Origin of the sequence: Microcoleus sp. BR0-C5, assembly GCF_036705045.1 — a bacterium.
Lineage (GTDB): Bacteria > Cyanobacteriota > Cyanobacteriia > Cyanobacteriales > Microcoleaceae > Microcoleus.
Genome location: NZ_JAUBTR010000038.1, coordinates 19,850 through 43,706, shown reverse-complemented (window position 1 = coordinate 43,706; position 23,857 = coordinate 19,850). Strand labels below are relative to the sequence as shown.

Below are 23,857 nucleotides of genomic sequence, written 5' to 3'. Positions count from 1 at the left end.
CAATCGCTAAGCGTAGCACACTCTGTTCGATAATTGGTCATCGGCCATGAAAAGTTTTGTGGCGCGACTGCTTTTAGCGCCACTCAGGGGCTGGGAACAGATAAAATTTGGGTTCTCACCCGCCCTAGGTACAAGGATGGTTAAGTTGTGAACAGAGTTATTGTAGTCTTCGACATTGATGGTGTGGTGCGGGATGTGTCCGGTTCCTATCGGCGGGCGATTGCGGATGCGGTGGAACATTTCACGGCGGGTGCTTTTCGTCCGAATTCTCTCGATATCGACTCTCTGAAGTCTGAGGGAGTGTGGAATAATGACTGGCAAGCGTCTTTCGAGTTAGTTTGCCGTTATTTTGAGGGGATTGGGCGATCGAGAAACGAACTCGCTCTCAACTATGACGAATTAGTGGCTTTTTTCCAAAGTCGCTATCGCGGGCCTGATGAGAAAAATTGGACTGGTTATATTTGTGACGAACCGCTGTTGTTAAGTCCGGCTTACCTGGAAAATTTAACTGTTGGGGGCATTGTTTGGGGCTTTTTTAGCGGGGCGATGCGGGATGAAGCTGCTTATGTTTTGTCAGGGAAATTGAGTTTAAATTCCCCGGTGTTGGTGGCGATGGAAGATGCACCGGGAAAACCCGATCCGGCTGGACTTTTCGCGGCAATTGAACAGTTGGAAACTCTGCACGGTTTAGAAAAAAATTTGCCTGTGATTTACGCGGGAGATACTGTTGCCGATATTTACACGGTTGTGAAGGCGCGGGAAGTGCAACCAAATCGAGTTTGGCTGGGGGCTGGAATTTTGCCACCTCATGTTTTGGATGATGCTGTGCGCTGTAAGGCGTATGCTGCCGCGCTGGAAAATGCGGGTGCAGCAGCGGTTTTCAGGAATGTCGAGGAGTTGACGGCTGCGCGGATTCGAGAATTAGTTCTGTTGACTGTTGACTGTTGACTGTTGACTGTTGGCTGTTGACTGTTGACTGTTGACTGTTGACTGTTGGCTGTTGACTGTTGGCTGTTGACTGTTGACTGTTGACTGTTGACTGTTGGCTGTTGAATCGGGGTCAAAAAAATGAAAATTGCGCGAATTATTTGTTGGCAGCTTGATTCGACTTTACGCCCGACGATGAAGCGCAGATTTGACACCGTATTATTTACAAACAAAACAAATAGACCTCTTGCAAAAGTCAAAAACTCACCCCCCTCAGTCCCCCCTTACTAAGGGGGGAAGCAAGAAAAATTAGGCTCCCTCCCCGCGACTTCGGGGAGGGTTGGGGAGGGGTCTCAGCATTTTTGCAATAGGTCTAATGTAATTTTGTTAATTGACACTCCCCGACCTCAAGGTACGGGGATTCTTAAGACATTTCTGTCAAAATATCCCGCGCAAGCGTGGGTTCCCAGGCTGACTACGTTTGCACCGTTGAGTGCGTAGTCATATCTCCTCAAAAATGTTTTGGGCGTAGACTTTCCCCCAGTCCAGGGGTAGGTTTTTAAATCTTGTCTGATGTGTTTATTCTACCATATTCATTTGTGCCAATGGATTTGTTACTTTACTTAATAATGGCAAAAGCCGTCCTATAAGGACGGGGTTTTCAACCCAATTCTATGATAATTTTGCAGCTTATTTTATTGACAAGTAAATGTAGTTTTGTTACATTTATTTGTCAATTTTTGCATCTTTGAGTTGACAATATCTGCTACTGCGGCTTAGTACAGAGTAGAGGTCAAGCTCTAGGAGAATGCAACTATGTTAGTTTCGCGATCGAGTGATAAACAACCTACGCTGGAAGAAACGCGGCAACTAGAAAAGCTCCAAGTCCAAATCGAGCGAGCTGTTGCTGACGGCAAGATATCTAAGCATGAAATGGAAGACATCAAGAGAGCGATTTTTGCTGACGGAAAAGTTACTGTTGAAGAACTGGAACTGTACAGAATATTGGTGACAGATAGGATTGTTTCTGGAGATGTGGAATACGAGTTTTGAGAATAAAGAAGTTGGGCAACGAGCGGTGTACTGGTGAATATTGAGGAAAGAAGCAACAGGGAAGAAGAGTTTGAATTGTTCTTCAATAGTTTGTTTTCTGTTATAGCAATCCTTGCAGGAGTCGTAAACTTTTTACCCCACCCCAACCCTCCCCTTATCAAGGGGAGGGAGTAAGAAATTCACAAATGATTTAGGATTGCTATAGCGGTTCTCAAAAAAGTGAGGTATGCCCACGGAGGCCTATGCCCAGTCGTACCTCATCTTTCTGAGAAAGGCTATATATATCTTCGGGTGACATTTGGCAATTTTTTGGAGCATCCGTTTTAGGAAAAATACCCCACAATCATGGGGATGCTCGCAATTTTTCATTGGTGTTGTGAGATTATTTCAAGTGCAAGAATTTGTCTAATGCACTGACTGCAACTGGCGGCCAGCGGCGGTTATTGGCAACCCAATCGAGGTCTTTGTAGCGGGAGTCGAGGCCGATCGCAGCTACCCAATTGCTCTCAGCTTCCCCACGCTGTCCTGCCTCCCAAAGACAGGCGCTGAGGGCGGCTCTCATGTCGGCAAATTGGGGGTATCTGCGGACGATGTTTTTCATGTTGCGAATTGCTTCTTTGGTTTGCCCGTTTTGATAAAGTGCGAGGGCGTGGTTGGCGCGGGCAAAGGCGTATTCGGGGGCTAGTTCAAAGGCTTTGCTGTAGTCGGCTATTGCTTGTTCCCATTTTCCTAAACCTGCTTCGGCGTTGCCTCGGTTGTTGTAGGCGGCTGGATCTTTGGGGTCTAATTCTAACACGTGATTGTAGTCGGCGATCGCTTCTTCCCAGCGTCCTAAACCTTCTAGGGCGGTGCCGCGGTTTAGGTAGGGATCGGGGGCGTCGGGTGCTAGTTCGATCGCTCTTTCGTAGTCGGTAATAGCTGCTTGTAGTTTGTTTTGGCTGACTCTAGAGTTGCCTCGGTTGCTCCAAGCGGCCGCTTGTGAGGGAAATTTGTCAATGATTTGAGTCCAAAAAGTTTCGGCGGCGGGAAATTTGCCTTCATTTGTAGCTTCAAAAGCTTTTTGAACGAGTTCTCCCAATTCCTGTTGAGGATCGGTGATATCTGTTGGTTGTACTTGTGCGGCAACGGGGGCGATATTTCCCAACCACACTAACCCGGTTACAATTAATACTGTAAAAAATGTCAAAAGTGAGCGAATCATTGTTGTTGGCGGTTTAAACTTTACTAAGCATATTATTAACCCAAATTGCGGGCGTTGCTTGGATAAGTTAGGGGTAATTTGGTGAAAAAACGGTTGCTGATTTTGGGGGGGACGGGGGATGCTGCGGAACTGGCGGTAAGAGCGTCTCAAATTGCTGATATAGAGGTGGTTTCTTCGCTAGCAGGACGCACTCAACAGCCTTTTACCCCAAAAACGGGTACGGTGCGAATTGGGGGGTTTGGTGGGGCGGCTGGGCTGGCTGCCTTTTTGCTCGTTAGCGGAGCCCGCCCCTACGGGGGCTACGCCAACGGAGAGGATCGCCCGATCGACTTCTTAATCGATGCTACTCATCCGTTTGCGGCTCAGATTTCTGCTAATGCTGCTGTTGCTGCTGCTGAGTGTAATGTGCCCTATTTGATGCTGGTGCGTCCTGCTTGGGAGAGGGTGGAGGGCGATCACTGGATTGATGTTGCGGGCCATTCGGAGGCTGCAAGGGCTTTATTAGGGCTGTCTCAGCGGGTGTTTCTGACGATTGGTAGGCAGGAATTGGCTGCTTTTGCTGGTTTGGATGCTATTTGGTTTTTGATGCGGGCGATCGATCCTCCGGCACTCAATTCTCCTATTCCTAATGGGAAATTGTTATTAGCAAGGGGGCCTTTTTCTTTGGAAGACGAGCGTCAATTACTATTAGAATATCAGATTGATACTATTGTTAGTAAAAACAGCGGCGGCGGTGCTACTTATGCGAAAATTGTGGCGGCTAGGGAACTGGGAATTCCGGTGGTGATGGTGCAGCGGCCGCCGATTGCGGATGTTGAGCAGGTTGCTGATGTTGCAGGGGCGATCGCTTGGTTAGTGAAGCAGTTATGAGTCAATAGGTTTTAGTTAAGCTCGATCCCCCCTAGCCCCCCTTAAAAAGGGGGGGACAAGAACTTACTCAAAGTCAACCCCTACTCCCCTTCTTAAGGGGGATTTAGGGGGATCTCCGAGGAATAAGTAGTTTTAACCCAAGCGTATTGAGTTATTAGTTATATCATGTCCGATCGATTACCCTAATACGGTAGGGGCGGGTAAACCTGCCAATATCTGCCCATAATTGACAATCACGAAAACCCGCCCTTTTAATCGCTTTAGTTTCCCTACAGCAATTTTGTCATCGCCCCGCTAAATTTGCGCTTTCACCCAAGATCGAAAGGCTTTCATGGCGACGTTTCTGCCGGCTGTTTTGCTTTGTTCTAAATATTGGGGGATGAGCTCGGTGATGGGGAAGTTGGGAAACTGGAGACTGCGATCGGACTGTATGTATTTTCCATTTTGCAATACGCTGATTTGCAGGTTGCGGCCGTTGTAGCGCCACAATTCGGGAACTCCTAATGCTTCGTAGTTGTTGAACTGAGTGCGGGAGGTGAGGTCGATTTCTATGGCTAAATCGGGAGGTGGGTCTGTTTCTAAGTCGATGCGGTTTTTGCCTCTGACTGCGGCTTCGTTTTGGATGTAGAAACAGGTATCTGGTTCTACTCCTTGAGCCATTTTTTGATTTTTGAAGGTGGTGGAACCTAGTGACCAAAATTCTCTGTCTAATTCTTCAAGGAGAATTTTTACTAAGTCCCCAATATTTTCTTTGCCAACTTCGTGTTCGGGTAGGGGAACCATGATTTCTAATGTTCCTTTGCTGTATGAAAGTCGGGATGCGCGACTTTCTCCCAATTCTGTTAGTAGGGTTTCAAACATCGGCCAGGTTATGTCTTTGAGTAATAGTTGATTTCCTGGCTGGATGATTATTTGTTTTAGTTCTAGCTGCATTTTTTGACTGTTTTAATTAGATTGGAAATATAAAATAATTTATGTTAATATATTTTAGCAATTCTACACTTATGCGGAACTGCTGTTAGAGATTAAGATTAAATTTATTGAAAGCTAGGATGGTGGTGGGCAATCATTTCCTTCACCAGTTCTCATTCCTCCTATGAGAGTTTCCACAATTACGCACTGCTTACCAGCGGTATTAGGTAGAGAATCGGGTGGATAAATTGTCACTGTAAAACCGTCAGTTAGTTGTCGTGGCGTTCTGCTTTGTATTGATGGGCTTGTGATCCAGCCTTGGTAATTAAAAGTAATTGATTTGATTGTGGAAACTCCATTAGCTTGAGCAAAAAGTTTGACCTGTCCGGGCTTTATTTCGCCTCCTGCATCCAAATTTTGTGGAGTATTAGTATTTATCGTATATGTTGGCTTAACTGGCGGATTAGCATTAGGATCGTAATTGAATTTAACTGTGACATCGCTCTTAGTTCGCTTGGCTTCGCTTTGTGCAGTTCGCAAGGTTTGGAGGACGCGATCGTTGACAGTGCGAACTCTTTGTCTGTTGATGAATCCCTGCCAGCTTGGAGCTGCGATCGAGCTAAATATACCTATGATTAACGCTATCACCAACACTTCTAGAAGGGTGAATCCTCCATCGCCTTTTCTGGATGCAGTTTTGTGGAAATTAGGGCTGGGCTTGGCAGCCGCGTTATGCAAAAGTTTTAATAATATTGGTGGTGTTTTCATGGTATTCTCCTATTGTTTATCGGCGGGCGGCGATTCAGAAATGTGTTTCAGAAATGAGCTACTTTCCTAATGAACCTAAACCTTGTACTTGCACGCTTGCTGTTGGGAAATATGCCGATTTTTTTTCATTATAATCAGCATCGGTTTGAATGCGGCGCAGGCTATTTCCTCGGATAGTAACTCTGGCTACATTTCTTTCTGTATCAACACAAGCGTAAAAGCTGTTGATCTCCTTTGTTGTTCTATCTGTTACTTTTAGAGTGTCTTCTGTAATTGGGGAGGTTGTAGCTCCAGTTTGAGTAGTGGGGTTCCCCAAAGCGGTCCTACATTCATTCCCTATTAATTTCGGCTCTTTGCCGTAGTCGAGGTAATTAACTAATACTTCACCAGACTCCCAATTAACGTTTGGTTCCGTCACATTTTCCAGGGGCTTACTGAGGTCAAAAAGTCGATTGTAAGCTGGACTGCGTTCTTGTCCTGTCTTTACAGAAGCATAATAAGGATTGGTAGCTGGACTTGCTGCTTTAGGGTCTTTCAGTCCGTCTCGAATTTGATACCGAACTATACGGGTAGGACAATTGGCTCCTGATGGTTGACACCAAATAGATGCAGGATTGTTCTCATTAATCTGGTAGTAGGCGACTAACGATAAAACATAGGCGTCATTACATGGTTTATCTGTAGTATTGCAATTAGCTGGGTTAGGAGTGTTGGCGGCTGTTGGAAGAACGGGAAGAGCCTTTGGCTGAAGCTGTCGCTTCCAAAATACGAGAATTGGAGTTCCTGCAGGATCGGTAGTAGGTGGACGCAGGCTGTTGCTGTTTTTAAGAGCAGTAATTCCATCGTTATCGTAAATATAAATAGCTTGGCTCAAATCTTGGGCGATGAAATCAACGGCGGCCTGAAGGTCTTGCTCGGTATTTGACTTGACTTGTTCCCTCCTGTCGGTATTCAGCATATCGACTACAAAACCGAGCATCGGCGTAATGATTAAAAACGCCATAATTGCTCCGACTAATAGCTCAACCAGAGTCATGCCCTTGTCTGTTTGAGCTCTCTTGGATCTGTTTTTCTGGTGCTGACTTTTGAGAAGCAACCTGAGTAAATTTTTCATTTTGACTGTTTCCTTTGTCAAAGGGGGGAGCGATTTTAAATTGAATAACGGCGACTTTGATTATTAGTTATTACAGCCCTTGGTACGATCGCACAACGATTGATAGGCGGAGGTACCTCCTCGTGTAGTAGGGGGAATTTGTGTGTTCATTACCACCAAAGGTGCTTTAGGGTTGCCAAGAGCGGAATTAGCCACGGATTGCTGTTGGGTTGTCATCGTACCTCCGGTAAACCCATCCGCCCGGTAAACCCGCACAGTAAGTTCGTAGCCTGTTGTTGTCGGATCGGCCGGATTAGCTCGATTTCGCCAAGTACCTTGAACAAAAAACTCTTTGCTGCCAGCACAACCTGCCTTTTCATCCAAGTTAACGCAGTACAAATTATTCTGAGGGTTTGTAGAAGCAGGAGGAGGAGCAACAGCAGGAGCCACAGACGTATCTTGGATAGGAAAACCAGGGTTTGTCGGATTGTTCGGCTTGAGCGCCCCCGTCCTGAGAGCGTCAATGTAAGATCTCGCCGCCTGTGTGGCCAGTTCCACCCGCCGCGCTTGTACGCGAGTCGCTACTGAGTAAGCCATCACCGGGGCGATAGCAATCATCAGCACCGAAACTACAATCATCGCTACCAATGACTCGATAATCGTGTAGCCACCATCTCGTGACTGGGATAAATTTTGGTGTTGTTTTTGCTTAGTCATAAATAGGACTCCAGTAATTGCACGGCGGAAAGTTAGAGGCTTAAGTCGGGCATTGATTTCGATCGGCAGTTGTGAGGGTTTCGGTCGCTGGCTTGCTAGTCTGGTCTGTAACTCCGCACATCAAAGTTTTTACCCAATCGTCATTGCGAGGTACTTCGCGGAAATACTCCGTCGGCTCAGTCTTGGGAGGAGTAGTGAACTTTTGGGTAAATAAGTCAGGTGGCTGAGATAGCAAGCCCACGTCATAACCCCAGTTCCGGGTGGGCGGGGTGAAGTATGGAATTCTAGCTGGGCCGTTCGTCGTGTTGTATGTAATTAGTGCCTGACTGTCAGTAAAAGGAGTAGGCGCTGTAGTAGGAGTGGCGGATAGGGAGAACAGAGTGGCGAGCTGATCGACTGCATTTGTCGGATAGCCATCAGGCAAAATTGGCTGATAGGGTGCGGTACTAAAAGCGCTGCGGTTTTGCTGAATGAAAGACCCTTGGACGTTATTAGAAACCTCAGTTATTGAAGTTCTTGGTCCGGTGCGCCACATTTCCAAGAATCGGGGCAAGTTTTGCAAACCGCCGTTAAAGTCACCCGAGGCAGTGTCTAGCGCCCTCGAAGGAGTGTCGCCCGCTCCAACAATCAGATTGAATGTAGTCTCTACAGCCTGGGGTATCCACCCTGTTTCCTGTACGGTTTTAGTACCTCGTGGGGGGTATGATGGGCCTGAGCCTGTTACTTCTGTTACACCCATGAGCTGCGGAACTGGTACTAATAGCGGCTGCGACCCGTTGTAGGTGTACCTTGCTGGCGGTACTGTTACTGCTGGTAATGTTACAGTGCTTGCTGCGGCGAGAGTTGGTAGAGGTACTTTGCTGCCGTCTGTAGTGCCGGCAGCAGTAGTGTTGGTGTTTACCCGATACGGAAGATTGGTAGCATTGTAAACCACATTACCCGCGCTATTCACTGCAGCAAACCACAGAGCGTTATTTCCTCTTACACGGCCGACTACACCAGGTGTAATAGTTCCTGTGCCTGCACTAATCCCCAAAGGCTTTGGAGTGAGGGGGGTTACTAAGTCATTAGCGGTGCCTCTCTCAAAAGCCACGCGACGGGGGAATCGCTGCAATGCTGGAATCGGAGGATCGACGGTCGAGCCAGCTTGAAAAGGAGAAGTAGTAGGGTTAGCAGGGTCAGGAGACGTATAAGTCGTCGTACCCGCATCAATTAGAGTTTTTGCCGTCCGTTCTGCTCCTGGTGTCAGATCCACAAACCAGTCGGCATCCCTACACTCAGAAACCGGCAGTTTTGGACAAACTTCCATTACATACTCTGGGAAAGGCCCCCGCCGCTGGACGGGGGTGACAAAGTTGTTGAAGTAGGAACTCCATAGCCGGGGCAGGGGAGCTGCAGCCGCGTAGGTAGCGTCTGTCACCGTTACACCGCTAGCACCTGTGGTACCTCGTAAAGTGAGGTTGTCTGAAAACGCACCGCTGGACAGTCCATTAGTAACAAAGTTGTTGTTGAAAAATCCTTGCTGTCTCCGGGGTAATACAGCAGCAGCGCCCGCATTGTTTCTCAGGTCAAAATCTCCCTCGTTGCGGAAGCCAAAACGGTAATTTTGCGATAGAAGGTGGACTGCATCTGCCAGCACAGTTGCCGGTCTCCAAAAGTCGCCGTCCGTACACTTCGGGAGCCTCGGATCGCCCGCACGACAGGCAAAGTTGTCGTTTAGTTTAGCGCGAGCGTAAAAATTTCCCCAATTTGGTTGCGTCAGAGGAACATCAAACTCTTCCACTTTGACCAAAGTGGGTGTACCACCGGCAGGAGGAGTCGGGATGGTGCCGTGAAGGTTAAAGACTCCTTTGATGTAAACCGGCACATTCGATACCAAAATCAGCCCTTTTTCTCTGACTATATCGTTTATGCTCGTTGGTCTTGTGGGGGTGTCGGCACCGCGAAATAGCTTCTGACCATTAATCAGGACTATGCCGTTAGGCTTGCGCGTTGGATCTAGCAGGCTGTCTGTAGGACTTTTTCTTTTGCTGCTGTCAGGATCTTCTCTATTGCTGCGATCGGGCAATGCGTCGTCCCGGGTAGCATAAATAATCCCGCTGTTCGGCAACAACCACTCGGTCGTACTACCTTTGGGTCTGTTGCCGCGCAAGACGTTGATATTTAGCTGAGTGGCACGAATTTCTAGAGGTTCTCGTTCTTCTAGAGATTGATTGTAATTGCCTGTTAATTTTGCTGCTGCGCTAGTACCCACTGGACTGCTGAGGGTAAAGGCTTCGTTGACGATGGTACTCGGGTCGTCCCGATCGACCGCCTTGACTTCTCTGCCATTAATAAATGCTACTTCTTGAATTGCTCCGTGAGGAATCAGTGAAAGATCGGGAGTGCCGATCGTGCCGTCAAGTATTTTTAGGGCACAATTCGTTGAATCAATAGCAGCTTTTTGTGCCAAAGTGCGACTGGCTTCGGGCACTTGGAGAGCCGATCTCAAAGGCCCGTTGGCAAACCGACCGTCGGGGAATACTAAGTTGGCTTGATTATCCAAAACTGCATTGCCACCACTCAGCAAGCCGTTAGCCCCTATAGTGGAAACACCCGGTCTGGCTGTTGCAGGGAATTTGTAGGTGATGCCGTTGTTAGAGCCGATAAATGCCGGCCGTGATCCCAATCCAGCCTGGCCGCTGACATCGAAGCTGGCATTATTGGTTAGGCTTCCCGTTGTGATGTTTTTTGCTGTGGAAGCGTTGCTGGGGTCGTAGTAGCTGCTGACGCAGGCATAGGGTTCTTGCGTTGGTTGGGTTCCTGCTAGTGGGTCGTAGCCGCTGTGTTCGTAGTGATACACTGCTGTTGCCCGCATCCGCAAGTCGCCTTTGGCATATTTGCGAGCGGTAGTAGCCTGCTCAACAATACCTGGAAGTAGAGTAGTAGATGCGACTGTTGCATCTAGACCCGTACCATCGGCTGCTGCTCCTGTTGGCCAATCTTCCCAATCCCCAGCCACGTTGTCGTATACCTTAGAACCCGGACCCAGCGGTGACATTGGCATGGAGTCCGGCCAGACGACAGGGTAGTTCTCTGTGGCTGCTGTTGCTGGGTCGTCGTAAGTAGCGGGAGCTGTTACCAATCTGCCAGCAGCATCGATCCACTTAGGCGGCGGTAGGAAAGAATTAGTGCGATCATAAACTCCTGCACTGGTGATCACGCGCAAACCGCCAGTGCCATCGACTGCTGTTTTAGGTATTTGGGCTGCTGATGCTTCCCAGAAACCGTCTTTGAAAGGATTTGCGGGGTCATATTTTTCGCCTAAACCGTTGCCACGGTCTGTCGCCCCCACGTCAGCAAGTTTGGTGACTTGTGTTGTGCGGGTGCGTTTTACGGTAGTATCATCTTTCCATGTGGTTGCGCCGTCAACTTCTTGTGTGTCATTGCTGCCTAGAAACTTGCTCCCGTCCCACCGCAGTGCTGGCAAGTTGTTGCCGATAGCGACTCGATTGCCCAATTCTGGTTCGCTGTCAGTGGGTTGTACGTTTGCAGGGTTGTTGGCTGGTGGCAGATTGGGTTCCAGAGTAAGTCCCGTCGGTCCGGCTGCAGCACCTACCGTCGCAGTTCCGGCGGTAGGAAGGCTCCAGGCATCTATGGGTCTGAGACTGTCCCCACTGCCTTGAAGGTAAGAACCCCCAGACACTACTCCTCCGTCACTTCCGAGGGGTGCTTCTGCAAAAGTAACTTTCCGCAGCCGATCTTTAAAATAGGATTCTAAGGCATCTTTGCGCTGCAGGTTGGTAGGAGACAACTGCGCTCGTTGAACGGATACTGGGTCGGTTGTGGGAGCGGCTAGCATTTGAGCGTTTACTAGCGCATTTAACCGCTTGGAATAAGCGTCGCTGTTGTAAATTACCTGAAGGCTCTTTTCTTTTACAGATTGAGTTGCGGTTGCAATTGCTGGCGGGCTTACATTTGGTTCGGAGTCGCTAGTTTTTTTGAAAAGATGTACATCTATGGGATTTATTTGTGAACTGGTGCTAGTGTTCCCCGCCCATCCATTAACAACATTGCCTCCAACAACTATTTTGCTATTTTCTTGCTCGTAAAAACAAGATTTCTTACTGCTGACTTGATATAGTCGTGTCCTATCTTTCCCATTTAAGTTGGTAACTAACAAATTACTATTTGTGAATACCCGCCCGTTGAGATTGAACTCAGGCCCGGGCGATATGTCCAAGTCGTCTTCATATACAACCGCGTTGTTGCTGAGGGGAATGAGACTTTGGTCTTGCTGGTATTCCAGAGCGGATATGCTGGTAGTTCCTGTGAATTCTTTATATCGCCCTAATGCTATTTCTTTAGGGGTAAGATTAAGACGATCTTCCTTTTTAAAGGGTACATTAACCGTGTAAACAAAGAAACTTTTTTTAAGTTTGCCATCTATTCTGTACCAGCCAGATTCACCTACCAAACTAGCGCTATTACCTGCAGCCGCCTCGCATCCTTCTTTCAATACCCCAAGCGACATTGGTGGCGTTCTTGCTTCCAGCGGTTTTCTTTCCCTCGTGAAGTCGCCTGCATTAGCACCTCCTCTTATCCGTGGGGGGCTGCGAAAGAATATGCCGTAGAGGGTAAAAGTGTCAAATTCACCATCGTTATTTGTATCGACGGGATATCTCCAAGCAGTGTTTATAGATTCATTTGTTTCGAGATTAAAACCTGGCTCGGTAACTTTAAGGTCGGGAGATATGGCTGGAGCAGAGTCTAGGTTAGCTTTAAGTTTTAGGCGCACCTCGTCCCCAAAGCTATATAAATCTGGGTTTGTAGAAGTTGAGGCGGCTGGGTAAGATGACATCGCCAGGTACAATTGTTGATCGGAGGGAGTACCCGTCACAGGCCGGCCTTCACCCAGCACATATTCAATTTTCGCTTTCGCCCGATCGAGCGCGGGAGTCGCGGCCGCCAGCACCTGCTGGTTCACGCGCACGTTACGCGCCGTATTCGCCCGATCAAACGATCGCAGCGTAATCGCCACAGTCAACAAAATCACTACCAGCAACACCATCGTCACCGTCGGCAGCACAAACCCCGCCATCGGTAGTTTAGCCCTGCGGCCCATAGCCATCAGCGCTTGCAGCATTGCTCTCATCAGCCGCTTCGCACCGGATCTGGTAACACCAGCAATCCGCCGTAGCAGGGACACGATAACTTTGGATAATTTGCTCTTAAACATTGACGCCTTCCTGAATAATTTCAGAGATGGTATTGCTGGTAGTTACTGCACGACAGTACAATCCCATCTTTATTGTTCCCATTTTTTGCAACTTGCATATCAGCCTCTTGCACAAATTTAAATCTGTACTTTGGCTGAAAAATAAAACCCACAAACCCCCAAGCAAAACCACCGCCGATCATATATTTTTCAGCGAAAGATTTGCCCCGCACCAATTAGATATTCCTAACTCCACTCTAATCTAGTTAAATTGAAATGTCAGCGGTCAGAGCCAGAGTGAATTCGATCGCCCAAAAACAGCGATCGTATCTGATGTATTTCCCAGCCCTTGTCTGACCGACTTTGTTGATGTGTTCGCCTTGCTAGCGCTTTCAACCACCGGAATCTACAATCACGATCTGCCCATCGAGTAGTTATGCCTGTCAGCGCGATCGAATCTAAATTGGGCGATCGAATTGCCGTAATGCCCCCAAGTGCGATCGAATTGCCGTAATGCCCCCAAGTGCGATCAAATTTTCGTAATGCCCCCAAGTGCGATCGAATTTTCGTAATGCGCCCAAGTGCGATCGAATTGCCGTAATGCGCCCAAGTGCGATCGAATTTTCGTAATGCCCCCAAGTGCGATCGAATTACCGTCATGCCCCCAAGTGCGATCGAATTTTCGTAATGCGCCCAAGTGCGATCGAATTGCCGTAATGCGCCCCAGCCCGCCGGGGGTTAAAAACCCCCGTCTCATAGCTAAAGTCCTCTAAACAGGACTAATCAAATATTAAGATATTAGATAAGCTGTTGTGCATTTAAATAGAATGTCAAAAAATAATCTAAGTCTTGTGGGGAGTAGGGGGTTGGGCGTCTCGCCCGCCCTGAATATGCAATTTAAATGCGTGACAGCTTATAGCCTTTCTCAGTAATACCAATTTTTTATGAGGTTGCATAGAATCCGATCCCCCAGCCCCCCTTAATAAGGGGAGTAGGGGGTGGGACAAGATTCTTCTCAAAGTCAACCCCTACTCCCCAACAATCAGGGGGAGTAGGGGGTATGCGAGGGGGAGCGAGATATGTGCAACTTCACATTAAATTGGTATAACATGAGGTGCACGCTTGATAAGCGGGCATAGGCCTCCGTGGGCATACCTCACCAAGATTGAGAACTGCTATATATAAATACATATTCAGTCCTTTTCAAAGGACTTGTGCTATGAGACGGGGGTTTTAACCCCCGGCGGACAATCGGTACAAATGCCAAATCCGAAACACTGTCAGTACAACTGCAAAATATAAAACCTACAACCCATGAAACAAACTCCCAAACCCCCAGACTTCATCATTATCGGCGCCCAAAAAGGCGGCACAACATCGCTTTATTCCTATCTCACCGAACATCCCCAAATCGCCCATGCCACCCAAAAAGAAGTACATTATTTTGACTTAAACTTCGACAAAAGCCCAGACTGGTACTATGCCCAATTTCCCCTGCCCAAACACAGCCCCAAAAGAATCACCGGAGAAGCCAGTCCTTACTACATATTTCACCCCCACGTTCCCCAGCGAATTCATGATTTATGTCCCAAAGTTAAAATCATCGCCCTGCTGAGAAACCCAGTCGATCGCGCTATTTCCCACTACTATCATTATATCAGAATAAAATACGAAACACTCTCATTAGAAGATGCGATCGCCGCCGAGTCCGAAAGACTCAAAGGCGAAATGGAAAAACTCCTAGCCAACCCCAAATACTATAGTTACGAACACCAACACCACAGCTATCTAAACCGTGGGATTTACGCCGATCAACTCCCAGCCTGGATGAAACTTTTTCCCAAATCACAAATCTCCATCATCAAAAGCGAAGACTTGTATAGCAACCCAGCAAAAATCCTCAACACCGTCCTCGAATTTTTAGACTTACCCCCCCACCAACTAAAAACCTACGGAAAGCTCAACTCCAGCGAATATCCCCCCATCAGCGAGACAGTATACGACCAATTGAGAGCATATTTTCGATCGCACAACCAAAGACTAGCCGAATTGTGCGATCGAGACTTCGGCTGGGATTAACATCATATTAGGGAAACCGCAAGGCCCATTGGTTTCAACTTAAGGTAAAACCCATAGTCCGTCAGGGGTTGAAACCCCTGCCTCAAAGCGAAAGTCCTCGCTATGAGGACTAATACCATTTTTTTAAAGTTATGCAAGACTTATGTCAAAACTTAAAGACATAATTATCAATGTCTGGCGGTATTTTATCTCTATCACATCTTTAGAAAAATGGTATAAGTTGTTGCGGCATTTAAATTGTCTGTTAAAAAACAATCAAACAATGAGTGGGGTGGGCGTCCCACCCGCCTCGAATATGCGATTTAAATGTGCGACAGCTTAATCAGTTTAAAAATCTTCTTCTGAGTCCTCATAGCGAGGACTTTCGCTATTAGACAGGGAATTCATTCCCTGGCGGACTCGGGGACTGGGAGATAGTCGGCTTAAGTTGATGACACCAATGGGCAATGCCGTTTCGCTACATTTTGCAAAAAAATGCTTGACATTCCTACCAGTCTGTGCTAGCTTGTGCAATAGTATTGTGTTTAATCCACAAATCGCAGCACTTCAGCTATGTTCACAGCCAAGTTCACAGCCAACAGCTATTTTTATTTTTGGTACAGCCAAGTTCGCCCGGAGTGAATTTGCAATTCACTGTGAACATCCGGGCGAACCGCAGATTAACACCTGCGGTTTTGTTTTTTCTACTTTTTTCCCCAACAACCAATCGAGTACAAGCGAAAACAGCAATGACATTATTCAGTAACTGGTACAACAGCTTTTATTTTTGGCCCAACCAAAGTTCTGGGTAAATTGTCGCGCTGTCTTTTCGCACCAACCCGGAACTCCTAAAAGTTCCGGGTTTTTTGTTGTCAACCACCCACTTAAATTTCCAGGAAAATACCCTCATGTTAGAAGCCAAACTCGTAACTAAATCTCATCCCGAACACCAGACAATTGTCAAACTCTCAGAAACAGTCTCAGTCGGCGGCCAAGAATTATTAATCATCGGCGGCCCCTGTACCGTCGAAAGTTCCGCACAAATGGAAACCGTCGCCCGCCAACTCTCCGCCGCCTCCGTACAAGCTTTGCGAGGCGGAGTCTACAAACCCCGCACATCTCCCTATGCTTTCCAAGGCATGGGAATTGAGGGACTCGAAATTTTAGCCGATGTCAGCCGGCGTTACGGTTTACCCGTAGTGACAGAGGTAATGTCGATCGCCCAAATCGAGCCAGTTGTCACCTATGCTGATATGCTGCAAGTAGGCAGTCGGAATATGCAAAACTTCGAGTTACTAAAGGCGATCGGTCAAGCCGGAAAACCAGTCCTGCTAAAACGCGGCTTATCAGCCACAATCGAAGAATTTGTGATGGCCGCCGAATACATTCTCAGTCACGGAAATCCTCATGTAGTTCTGTGCGAAAGAGGCATCCGCAGCTTCGACAATTACACCCGGAATGTATTAGATTTAGGTGCAGTCGTAGCACTGAAACAGTTAACTCATTTGCCAGTAATTGTAGACCCTTCTCACGCCGTCGGCAAGCGAGAATTAGTCGCACCACTAGCCAAAGCAGCGGTTGCTTGCGGTGCAGACGGATTAATTATTGAGTGTCACCCGCAACCCGAAAAATCGGTTTCTGACGCGCGGCAAGCTCTTTCTTTACCAGATATGGTTGATTTAGTTGCGAGTTTGCGCCCTGTGGCCGCCGCCGTTGGTCGCTGCATACCCGATATTAATGTGCATTCACAGGTATTAAGTTTGAAGTGATATTAGTGGGAAATAATCTATAACTTTTAACGTCAAACTCTACAGTCGGTTTTAACCGATATCTTGCACCATTCTCAGCAACAGGCTTTTCGGCCTGTTCCACAAGAAAATTTATCTTTTGTGGAACAGGCGTCAGCAACAGGCTTTTCGGCCTGTTCCACAAGAAAATTTATCTTTTGTGGAACAGGCCGAAAAGCCTGTTCATAAAAGGTTAATTGATATTGCTGCAACATATCAGTTTTAACCGAATTGAGCTTTGAGGCAGGGGTTTAAACCCCTGCCGAAATCGGCGAAAGCGCGTGTTTCACGAATTTAGATTAAAATAAAAAATAATACTGTCATCTACGAAAATTTGCTTAATTATGGCAATACTACTTAACGTTCCCTCGATCGTCTGCTCCGGCTGCGCTGATACAATTACCAAAGCCATCAAAACTGTTGACTCCGAAGCTACTGTCAATGTGGATGTCGCAGCTAAGACTGTTACGGTTGAGGCTCAAGCTTCTGAAGAGTCAATTACACAGGCGGTTGTTGCTACGGGCCACACCGTCGAAGATTAATATCTAGTTAGGTGGGGGCGGGTTTACGAGATTATTGGTCTTAGGCCCAAATTATTGGTAAAAGCCGCCCCTACAGAATTTTAAATCCATTATCAATGCCCAATGCCCAATGCTCAAAAGCTTAATCTGCTTCGTCTAAGTGTTCGGCGACGGCTTGGTAAAGTTCCAAAACGTGGCGATCGAGTAAACTATAAAAAACTTGTCTCCCAACCTTGCGGTAACTGACCAACCGCATAGCCCGCAATGCCCGCAACTGGTGCGATACTGCTGACTCGCTCATACTCAACGCCGCAGCCAAGTCACACACGCACAGTTCTTGTTTTGCCAAAACCGACAGTAGCCGCAGGCGATTCGCATCTCCCAACAGACTGAAAAACTCAGCCATCCGCTGCGCTTTTGCGGTGTTGAGAACTTGTGTTTGGATGTCGCCGGCCCGCAAACGGTCAACTAAGTGCGGTCGATCGCACGTTGGTGTATCGTTTTGTGCGGGAGGCTGACTTATCGCTCCATTAACAGCAGAGTTGGGTGACATCTTTTCCCGGCTAGTTTTAATTCTCATTTTCATTTTAGTGCGATCGGCAAACCTTTTGTAACAAAACTTTTACATTCCCTTGACTTATATCTGAATATGTGTTCATATATAAGTATAGACAAACAACCCCACCAGGAGAAGCTCAAATGACTACCGCCACCCAAACAAAATGTGCCTGTCCTTCATGTTCGTGCGTTGTCAGCCCCAGCGAAGCCATTGAAAAAGACGGCAAAACATACTGTTCCAGTGCTTGCGCTGACGGGCACCCCAACGGCCAAGGCTGTGGCCACACAGGCTGCGAGTGCCACAAATAAATATTCGGCTTCAGAAAAGGTTAATCACCAACTGCCAAATATATCTTAAGGGAGATGCGAAGCGCGCATTTCCCATTTTTTGTGCTTTTAGGTTAAAGAAAAGTTAAAATAAAGCTAACTTAAGGTTAAGACTGCATTAATAGACTAAATACAGAGCGAAAAAGCACAATTGCTACTTACGCAATACAATAGAAGCAAGTTAGCGCCGCGATACTGAATACAAATAGTGCTATTAACAGCAGAGACCGAACCAAAAGTTGAATACCAAAAGTTAAATTAGGAGGGGGCAATGAAAGAGCGGGAAGATTTTTTACATCCTCGCAATCGCTACTACGGTGATTTCACGCCAGAAAACTTGGCGTTTAATGCCAACTTGCAGGAGTTTGCTCAAAAAATAACTTATATTTGCTCGCTGGAAACAGGGGGGAAAATTAGTGCTGAGAAAGCCTATAAAGATATTAAAATGCTTTGGAAAGACCTAAAATCCTCTAAGAAGCAATTGGGAATTGGCCAAAAACCCCCCAGTACCGAGGAGCAAAATTCACCTTAAAATCATCGCCGCAAACGCAGCGTTTGCAATCGAAAACCCCTGCGATTGCAAGCGTGGCCTTTTGCTGCGTACCCAGCAAATGTAAGGTGCTTGCTAGTAGGCGAACTTTAGAAAGTCTATGGTTTGGGATTTGGTGCAGTTTCTACTGCAAAAGAAGTACAATTGCCACCGAGGCCAGAAATAATCGCGCAAGTATTAGTTTTCAGCATTCCGTGATAAGTATCAGCACCGGTGCCGGGGCCGCCCAACTCGTCGCTGTAAAGTTCCTTGTCCCAAATTTTGACATTTGCCTCCCTCGCCACAGTCTCCATCAACTTCGGATTAGTTGTAGTTTCGGCAAAAATGGTCGGCACTCCTGCGGTCTTAATTTCTGAGGATAATTCGGCAATTCTTGCTGCGGTGGGCTGTTCCTCTGTCGTCACACCCTGCAAAGCTCCAGCCATCTCCAAACCGTAAGCATCGGCATAGTAACTCAGAGCATCGTGAGTCGTTACTAACTTGCGTTTTTGGGCTGGAATAGTCGCAATTTGAGCTTTGATCCAAGTATCTACTTTTTGCAACTCATCTGTTAAGCTGGCTGCATTTTTTGTATAAAGTTGAGCATTGGTGGGAGAAACTTTGATCAATTCATCCCGAATTGTTTCTACCATACGGATGCCATTTTGAGGGTTATGCCAAACGTGAGGGTCAGGGACTTTTTCGCCTTCTGCATGAGATTGGTTTTCCGCTTTCTCTTCGCCGTGTTCGTGCTCGTGTTCGCCCATCAGCGGTTTGGGAACTGCGAGTTCGTGTACGGCGATTTTGGGTGCGGAGTTGGTACTAGATTGAATTAACTTAATGATGCTTGGTTCGTGGTTGTAGCCGCCGTATAAAATCAGATTTGCTGTTTCAATCGCTTTGCGGTCTTCCGGCTTAGTTTGATAGGCGTGGGGGTCGTCTCCCGGCTTGATTAGACAGGTGGTGTCGATCGAACTTTGAGCGATTTCTTTAGTTATGTTGCAGATAACGCCAGTCGTGGCGACGACTTTGGGCAAGTTGGCGGCCCGACTGGCTTGAGTTTGAGTTGCGGCGGGACTCTCTGGCGCCCGATTGGTTGCGTTCTGCCCTCCACTGCACCCAACCAGCCCGCAGCCAATTGCCAAAACAGTGGCACCGCAAAATCTGCGGGTTTTTCCAGGCAAGTTCTTTAACATTTTCACCTTTGGAACGATAATCATTATTGCTTTTTCGAGTTATCCTATTGTAGTAGCTACGAACAAGAATCGTTCTCAAAATCTCTAATTATGCTAGAAGTGCAAGACTTGGCTGTCAATTATCGCGGAATTGCGGCCCTCAACAGCGTGAATTTCCAGTTAGATCCCGGACAATTAACCGGTGTGTTCGGCCCCAACGGCGCGGGGAAAAGCACGATGGTGAAAGCGATGCTGGGATTGATCCCGGCCTGTCGGGGTTTGGTGAAATATCAGGGGCGGCTGCTGAAGGAACAGTTGTCGCGGGTGGCTTATGTGCCGCAGCGATCGCAAATTGACTGGGATTATCCGATTACTGTCTGGAATGCGGTAATGATGGCGCGAACCGTCCAGACTGGTTGGTTTCGCAGCCCCTCGAAGCAGTCCCAAGAATTGGTCAAAGCTGCTTTGCTACGGGTGGGAATGTGGGATTTGCGCGATCGGCAAATTGGCGAACTGTCTGGCGGACAGCAGCAGCGGATTTTTTTAGCAAGGTCGATCGCCCAACAAGCCGATTTATTCTTCTTCGACGAACCTTTTAACGCGATCGACAAAGCAACCGAAGAAATTATTTTTGATATTTTTGCCGAACTAAAAGCAGAAAATAAAACATTGCTAGTAATCAGCCACGATTTAGGCGAAACTTTAAAACAGTACGATAATTTATTATTGCTCAACAAGCAGTTAATTGCGACTGGTTCCTGCCGGGAAGTTCTCACCGCCGCGAATATTCAAAAAGCCTATGGATACGATTTAAGTTTAGTTTCAGCGTAAGCAAAAAAAGATTTATCTTTAAAATTGATAGTGGCACGGGCGTCCCGCCTGTGCAATTGATAGTGGCACGGGCGTCCCGCCTGTGCAGTTGATTGTGGCACAGGCGTCCCGCCTGTGAAGTGGATTGTGGCACAGGCGTCCCGCCTGTGAAGTGGATTGTGGCACAGGCATCCTACCTGTGCAATTGATTGTGGCACAGGCATCCTACCTGTGCAATTGATTGTGCCACGGGCGTCCCGCCTGTGCAATTGATTGTGCCACAGGCATCCTACCTGTGCAATTGATTGTGCCACGGGCGTCCCGCCTGTGCAATTGATTGTGCCACGGGCGTCCTACCTGTGCAATTGATTGTGCCACGGGCGTCCCGCCTGTGCAATTGATTGTAGTTAAAAAAATCCTATTATTGACCTAATTCAATGTTAAACCTACTAATTGAGCCACTACAATTCGAGTTCATGCGAAATGCGATCGCCGTCGGCGTTTTGCTAGGAATTCTCTGCGCCGTTGTTGGTTCCTATTTAATTGTACAGCAAATGGGGATGATGGTTGACATGATTGCCCATTCAGTATTAGCAGGATTGCCAGTGGCTTTTTCTTTAGGTTTCAATATTTCGATCGGCGCGTTTATATCGGGAATTATCAGCGCGGTAATAATGACCTGGATACAATCGCAATCGCGCCTGAAAATTGATGCAGTTATGGCCTTAATTTTGTCTACATTTTTAGCAATTAGCATCACGCTGATTAGCCTATTGCGGACAACCAAATTAGATTTAGACGGTTTTTTGTTTGGGAATATCTTATCAGTTGCACCTGCTGACGTGCAGCAGACTTTTGTGATAACTTTGATAATTTTGGCGACGGTTAAAATCTTTTACAAAGAACTGCTATTCTATACTTTTGACCCCCTGGGGGCGCAAGCGTGCGGTTTGCCTGTAAACTGGATTTATTTGGGGATGATTTCGGCGATTACGCTGACGATTGTTGCGAGTTTGCAAACTGTAGGGGCGCTGTTAGTAATTTCGCTATTAATCGGGCCGGGAATAACGGCGTATTTGTTGGTAAAAGAGCTACATTTAATGATGGGATTGGGAGCAATTCTTGGGATGACAGCTAGCGTGAGTGGTATGTATCTCAGCTATTATTTGAATATGCCATCGGGTGCGGCAATTGTGTTGGTTGTTTTTGGGTTATTTTTAGTAGCTTTGCTGTTCAGTCCCAGTCAAGGGATTTTGACACGAAAGAGAGGATAACAGTCCTGGACGCACTCTATCTGTTGTGCGTTTTTTACGCTTAGTTACGCAAAAATTTTCCCTACAAGGGCTACATATAAAGGTGCTGCGTCCAGGACTGGCTTACTTACTTAGCTTGACAATAAGCTTCGTAAACGCCGTCAAGCAATAAGTTGATAGCAAAAGTTGCTTTCTCAGTTGCTAACAGCGCTTCCTGTTTTGCTTCTTCAGTTTGGCAAAGTTCTAACAGCGCTTCGCGGGTAGCTTCCGAGTGGAACTCGTCGGCTTTTTCGTGAACTTTAAAGAAAGACAAAGCAGATTCGGAATCGATGCCGTAAAATTCCTTCAAGCCAGCGATTTTAGTTGTAGAAACTTCGGGGATTTGCGCTTCGTAAGCGTAAAGGGCGGCTAAACCTGTGACGGGCGATTCGCTGCGCGCTAAGTCTTTGAGAATGCGAACGGATTCGCTGGTTTTTTCTAAGTGTTCGTGATCGATAACGGCTTTTCTGTCTAAACCCAAACCTTCGGCAAAGCGCAGCCACAGTTCAGGGTGATTAGCAGCGCCTCTCTCTTCTTCTATCAGGTTTTCGAGGAGCATTTGACGAATTTTGATGTCGTCACAGGCGGCGTGCGTAGCGCTGACGTAGGTGGGGAAGTTGTGGACTTGCAGATAATATTCTTTGGCGTACTCTTGCAGCATTGCGAGGTCGAGTTTACCTTCGTTCCACATTTGGTAGAACGGGTGTTTCAGCAAGTGGTTTTGGTCGAGAATCGTGTTGAGTTGTTCGATAAATTGCTGTTGGGTCATAATTGTCGATCGCCTTTGAGGATAGTGCAGCCACTAAAATGTTATTGTAATTTAGCATTTTGTCAAGACCAAGTTTTTAATTTTTATCTTTTGGTCAAACTGGTGCATCGCCCATTACGCCAACTTAGCGCCGCCCGAAGCCTTTGCCACGCATAGACTTTGACCAAACCAGCACTTCGCCGCCACTACCGCCGGCTGCGAGAAACCGACCTTCGGGATGCCATGCGAGACAGGAAAAACCGCCCTCTGCACCTTCTAGAATTTGCAGCAATTGTTCTGCTTCGTACCACAAACAAACTTGACCGTCTGCGGCTGCAGAAGCTAATAAAAATGTGGTAGGTTCAAAGGCGATCGCACTTACCACATTTTCATGCACCTCTAACGCCCAAGAAGCCCAACCGACACTTTCATCAGCGTCTCTTTCCCAGACGGAAATGCCTTGAGAGCTCGAAGCAGCTAACAAAGGTGCACCCAAAGAATTAGTTTTACTCGACCAAGCTAACTCCCGAACTTTCCCAGGGAAACCCTGCATTACCCAGGGTTCAAAATTGCCCCATTCATTAACAATGAGAGTATTGTCCATATTGCCACAAGCTAAATATTCCCCTTGTGGCGACCAAGCAATTGCACCTGTTGCAGAGGGTACTGATAAAATTTCCGGGTCTTCGTCCCAGTCTTCGCCATGCCAAACTTTGACACCTTGATAGCCGCTAACTGCCAGATATTGAACCATAGGATGCCATGCTAAATCGAGGATAGATGATGACTCGAAATTCAGCGTTACTTCAACAACATTATCCTCAGCATTCCAGACTTGAACGTAGCGGCCCATACTGAAAGCTAACTGGTTGCAGTTGGGACTCCAAGCTAACTTATCAACCCAGACGCGCTGGTTATTCAAATCAGCAATTAATTCCCCAGAATTAACGCGCCAAATTCCCACTTTTCCATCTTGTCCGCCCGCAGCTAGGAATTGACTGTCGCGGGAAAAAGACAAGCAATCGGCTGATTTACCCGTAGCAGTTTGTAGCGGTTGCAAGCACAATTCATTCATTTCCCCTACTTTCGCCAGCATCACTTCGCCCGCAGCGGAACAGACTGCTAAAGTTGTGCCATCCGGCGACCAAGTAATAGCAGTTACGTAGTCAGACAGCATTTCTTTAGCGTGAAATTGCAGGTTTAGTTCACTTTTATTTGTCTTTTTGTTACCCATATTTATTGAATCAGAGATGTTGCACTATTCTTAAGAACGGGCAAGATGCCCGTTCCACAAAAGATGAATTTTCATCTTGT

At 47.1% G+C, this 23,857-nt stretch carries 21 protein-coding genes; 10 read left to right on the top strand and 11 right to left on the bottom strand.

Annotation, left to right across the window (positions count from 1 at the left end):
• Positions 1–147: 147 nt before the first annotated feature.
• Both QUB08_RS18760 and QUB08_RS18755 read left to right on the top strand, forming a co-directional pair.
• Positions 148–948 (top strand): TIGR01548 family HAD-type hydrolase, encoded by an 801-nt coding sequence (locus QUB08_RS18760; protein ID WP_333226124.1) that lies wholly within the window; start codon positions 148–150, stop codon positions 946–948.
• Between the two features lie 795 nt (positions 949–1,743).
• Entirely contained in the window at positions 1,744–1,980 is a 237-nt protein-coding gene (locus tag QUB08_RS18755; protein WP_333226123.1) for a hypothetical protein, read from the top strand.
• A gap of 382 nt (positions 1,981–2,362) precedes the next feature.
• Here QUB08_RS18755 and QUB08_RS18750 read toward each other — a convergent pair whose 3' ends face one another.
• Positions 2,363–3,181 carry a tetratricopeptide repeat protein gene (locus QUB08_RS18750; RefSeq protein WP_333226122.1) on the bottom strand — a complete coding sequence of 273 codons (819 nt, stop codon included), beginning with the start codon at positions 3,179–3,181 and terminating at the stop codon, positions 2,363–2,365.
• Between the two features lie 81 nt (positions 3,182–3,262).
• Here QUB08_RS18750 and QUB08_RS18745 point away from each other — a divergent pair, with 81 nt between their 5' ends.
• Positions 3,263–4,051 carry a cobalt-precorrin-6A reductase gene (locus QUB08_RS18745; RefSeq protein ID WP_333226144.1) on the top strand — a complete coding sequence of 263 codons (789 nt, stop codon included), beginning with the start codon at positions 3,263–3,265 and terminating at the stop codon, positions 4,049–4,051.
• A gap of 294 nt (positions 4,052–4,345) precedes the next feature.
• On the opposite strand, the gene QUB08_RS18740 is transcribed toward QUB08_RS18745, so the two are convergent.
• The 6 genes from QUB08_RS18740 to QUB08_RS18715 form a co-directional block, all read right to left on the bottom strand.
• Positions 4,346–4,984: a Uma2 family endonuclease gene (locus QUB08_RS18740; protein WP_333226121.1), complete on the bottom strand. Its 639-nt coding sequence runs from the start codon at positions 4,982–4,984 to the stop codon at positions 4,346–4,348.
• A 114-nt stretch (positions 4,985–5,098) separates the two neighbouring features.
• A complete protein-coding gene (locus QUB08_RS18735; protein WP_333226120.1) occupies positions 5,099–5,731 on the bottom strand; it encodes a prepilin-type N-terminal cleavage/methylation domain-containing protein in 633 nt (210 codons plus the stop codon).
• Between the two features lie 58 nt (positions 5,732–5,789).
• Complete coding sequence (gene hpsC, locus QUB08_RS18730) at positions 5,790–6,845, bottom strand: hormogonium polysaccharide secretion pseudopilin HpsC (RefSeq protein ID WP_333226119.1); 1,056 nt, start codon at positions 6,843–6,845, stop codon at positions 5,790–5,792.
• A 63-nt stretch (positions 6,846–6,908) separates the two neighbouring features.
• The gene (gene hpsB / locus QUB08_RS18725; RefSeq protein ID WP_333226118.1) at positions 6,909–7,541 is read right to left on the bottom strand and encodes a hormogonium polysaccharide secretion pseudopilin HpsB; all 633 of its coding nucleotides are present in this window, start codon (positions 7,539–7,541) and stop codon (positions 6,909–6,911) included.
• A gap of 40 nt (positions 7,542–7,581) precedes the next feature.
• The gene (hpsA, locus tag QUB08_RS18720; RefSeq protein WP_333226117.1) at positions 7,582–12,759 is read right to left on the bottom strand and encodes a hormogonium polysaccharide biosynthesis protein HpsA; all 5,178 of its coding nucleotides are present in this window, start codon (positions 12,757–12,759) and stop codon (positions 7,582–7,584) included.
• Positions 12,760–13,017: 258 nt separating this feature from the next.
• A complete protein-coding gene (locus QUB08_RS18715; protein WP_333226116.1) occupies positions 13,018–13,398 on the bottom strand; it encodes a hypothetical protein in 381 nt (126 codons plus the stop codon).
• Between the two features lie 654 nt (positions 13,399–14,052).
• Here QUB08_RS18715 and QUB08_RS18710 point away from each other — a divergent pair.
• The 3 genes from QUB08_RS18710 to QUB08_RS18700 all read left to right on the top strand — a co-directional run bounded on the left by QUB08_RS18710 (position 14,053) and on the right by QUB08_RS18700 (position 17,125).
• Positions 14,053–14,817 (top strand): sulfotransferase domain-containing protein, encoded by a 765-nt coding sequence (locus tag QUB08_RS18710; protein ID WP_333226115.1) that lies wholly within the window; start codon positions 14,053–14,055, stop codon positions 14,815–14,817.
• A gap of 887 nt (positions 14,818–15,704) precedes the next feature.
• Positions 15,705–16,565, top strand: a complete 861-nt coding sequence (gene aroF, locus QUB08_RS18705; protein WP_333226114.1) for a 3-deoxy-7-phosphoheptulonate synthase — start codon at positions 15,705–15,707, stop codon at positions 16,563–16,565.
• A 362-nt stretch (positions 16,566–16,927) separates the two neighbouring features.
• Positions 16,928–17,125: a heavy-metal-associated domain-containing protein gene (locus tag QUB08_RS18700; RefSeq protein WP_333226113.1), complete on the top strand. Its 198-nt coding sequence runs from the start codon at positions 16,928–16,930 to the stop codon at positions 17,123–17,125.
• Positions 17,126–17,246: 121 nt separating this feature from the next.
• Here the strand turns inward: QUB08_RS18700 and QUB08_RS18695 are convergent, their stop codons facing one another.
• Positions 17,247–17,657 (bottom strand): metalloregulator ArsR/SmtB family transcription factor, encoded by a 411-nt coding sequence (locus QUB08_RS18695; protein WP_333226112.1) that lies wholly within the window; start codon positions 17,655–17,657, stop codon positions 17,247–17,249.
• Positions 17,658–17,803: 146 nt separating this feature from the next.
• Here QUB08_RS18695 and QUB08_RS18690 point away from each other — a divergent pair, with 146 nt between their 5' ends.
• Together QUB08_RS18690 and QUB08_RS18685 are read left to right on the top strand one after the other, a co-directional pair.
• Positions 17,804–17,971, top strand: a complete 168-nt coding sequence (locus QUB08_RS18690) for a metallothionein (RefSeq protein WP_333081421.1) — start codon at positions 17,804–17,806, stop codon at positions 17,969–17,971.
• A gap of 289 nt (positions 17,972–18,260) precedes the next feature.
• Positions 18,261–18,521, top strand: a complete 261-nt coding sequence (locus tag QUB08_RS18685; RefSeq protein WP_006631574.1) for a DUF7219 family protein — start codon at positions 18,261–18,263, stop codon at positions 18,519–18,521.
• 116 nt (positions 18,522–18,637) lie between these two features.
• Here QUB08_RS18685 and QUB08_RS18680 read toward each other — a convergent pair whose 3' ends face one another.
• Positions 18,638–19,738, bottom strand: a complete 1,101-nt coding sequence (locus tag QUB08_RS18680; protein ID WP_333226111.1) for a metal ABC transporter solute-binding protein, Zn/Mn family — start codon at positions 19,736–19,738, stop codon at positions 18,638–18,640.
• Between the two features lie 66 nt (positions 19,739–19,804).
• Between QUB08_RS18680 and QUB08_RS18675 the strand changes: the two genes are divergently transcribed.
• Together QUB08_RS18675 and QUB08_RS18670 are read left to right on the top strand one after the other, a co-directional pair.
• A complete protein-coding gene (locus QUB08_RS18675) occupies positions 19,805–20,524 on the top strand; it encodes a metal ABC transporter ATP-binding protein (protein ID WP_333226110.1) in 720 nt (239 codons plus the stop codon).
• A gap of 416 nt (positions 20,525–20,940) precedes the next feature.
• Positions 20,941–21,777: a metal ABC transporter permease gene (locus QUB08_RS18670; protein WP_333226109.1), complete on the top strand. Its 837-nt coding sequence runs from the start codon at positions 20,941–20,943 to the stop codon at positions 21,775–21,777.
• A 106-nt stretch (positions 21,778–21,883) separates the two neighbouring features.
• Here QUB08_RS18670 and QUB08_RS18665 read toward each other — a convergent pair whose 3' ends face one another.
• Positions 21,884–22,564, bottom strand: coding sequence for a CADD family putative folate metabolism protein (locus QUB08_RS18665; protein WP_333226108.1), 681 nt, complete (start codon positions 22,562–22,564; stop codon positions 21,884–21,886).
• A gap of 124 nt (positions 22,565–22,688) precedes the next feature.
• The gene (locus QUB08_RS18660) at positions 22,689–23,777 is read right to left on the bottom strand and encodes a WD40 repeat domain-containing protein (RefSeq protein ID WP_333226107.1); all 1,089 of its coding nucleotides are present in this window, start codon (positions 23,775–23,777) and stop codon (positions 22,689–22,691) included.
• Between the last annotated feature and the right edge of the window lie 80 nt (positions 23,778–23,857).

Coding starts and splice junctions, on each gene's coding strand:
- QUB08_RS18685 (WP_006631574.1), top strand. CDS start 18,261: ATGAAAGAGCGGGAAGATTTTTTACATCCTCGCAATCGCTACTACGGT.
- QUB08_RS18700 (WP_333226113.1), top strand. CDS start 16,928: ATGGCAATACTACTTAACGTTCCCTCGATCGTCTGCTCCGGCTGCGCT.
- QUB08_RS18715 (WP_333226116.1), bottom strand. CDS start 13,398: ATGACGGTAATTCGATCGCACTTGGGGGCATTACGAAAATTCGATCGC.
- QUB08_RS18710 (WP_333226115.1), top strand. CDS start 14,053: ATGAAACAAACTCCCAAACCCCCAGACTTCATCATTATCGGCGCCCAA.
- QUB08_RS18750 (WP_333226122.1), bottom strand. CDS start 3,181: ATGATTCGCTCACTTTTGACATTTTTTACAGTATTAATTGTAACCGGG.
- QUB08_RS18740 (WP_333226121.1), bottom strand. CDS start 4,984: ATGCAGCTAGAACTAAAACAAATAATCATCCAGCCAGGAAATCAACTA.
- QUB08_RS18675 (WP_333226110.1), top strand. CDS start 19,805: ATGCTAGAAGTGCAAGACTTGGCTGTCAATTATCGCGGAATTGCGGCC.
- QUB08_RS18695 (WP_333226112.1), bottom strand. CDS start 17,657: ATGTCACCCAACTCTGCTGTTAATGGAGCGATAAGTCAGCCTCCCGCA.
- hpsC (WP_333226119.1), bottom strand. CDS start 6,845: ATGAAAAATTTACTCAGGTTGCTTCTCAAAAGTCAGCACCAGAAAAAC.
- QUB08_RS18665 (WP_333226108.1), bottom strand. CDS start 22,564: ATGACCCAACAGCAATTTATCGAACAACTCAACACGATTCTCGACCAA.
- QUB08_RS18670 (WP_333226109.1), top strand. CDS start 20,941: ATGTTAAACCTACTAATTGAGCCACTACAATTCGAGTTCATGCGAAAT.
- QUB08_RS18735 (WP_333226120.1), bottom strand. CDS start 5,731: ATGAAAACACCACCAATATTATTAAAACTTTTGCATAACGCGGCTGCC.
- QUB08_RS18680 (WP_333226111.1), bottom strand. CDS start 19,738: ATGATTATCGTTCCAAAGGTGAAAATGTTAAAGAACTTGCCTGGAAAA.
- QUB08_RS18660 (WP_333226107.1), bottom strand. CDS start 23,777: ATGGGTAACAAAAAGACAAATAAAAGTGAACTAAACCTGCAATTTCAC.
- aroF (WP_333226114.1), top strand. CDS start 15,705: ATGTTAGAAGCCAAACTCGTAACTAAATCTCATCCCGAACACCAGACA.
- hpsA (WP_333226117.1), bottom strand. CDS start 12,759: ATGTTTAAGAGCAAATTATCCAAAGTTATCGTGTCCCTGCTACGGCGG.
- QUB08_RS18755 (WP_333226123.1), top strand. CDS start 1,744: ATGTTAGTTTCGCGATCGAGTGATAAACAACCTACGCTGGAAGAAACG.
- QUB08_RS18690 (WP_333081421.1), top strand. CDS start 17,804: ATGACTACCGCCACCCAAACAAAATGTGCCTGTCCTTCATGTTCGTGC.
- hpsB (WP_333226118.1), bottom strand. CDS start 7,541: ATGACTAAGCAAAAACAACACCAAAATTTATCCCAGTCACGAGATGGT.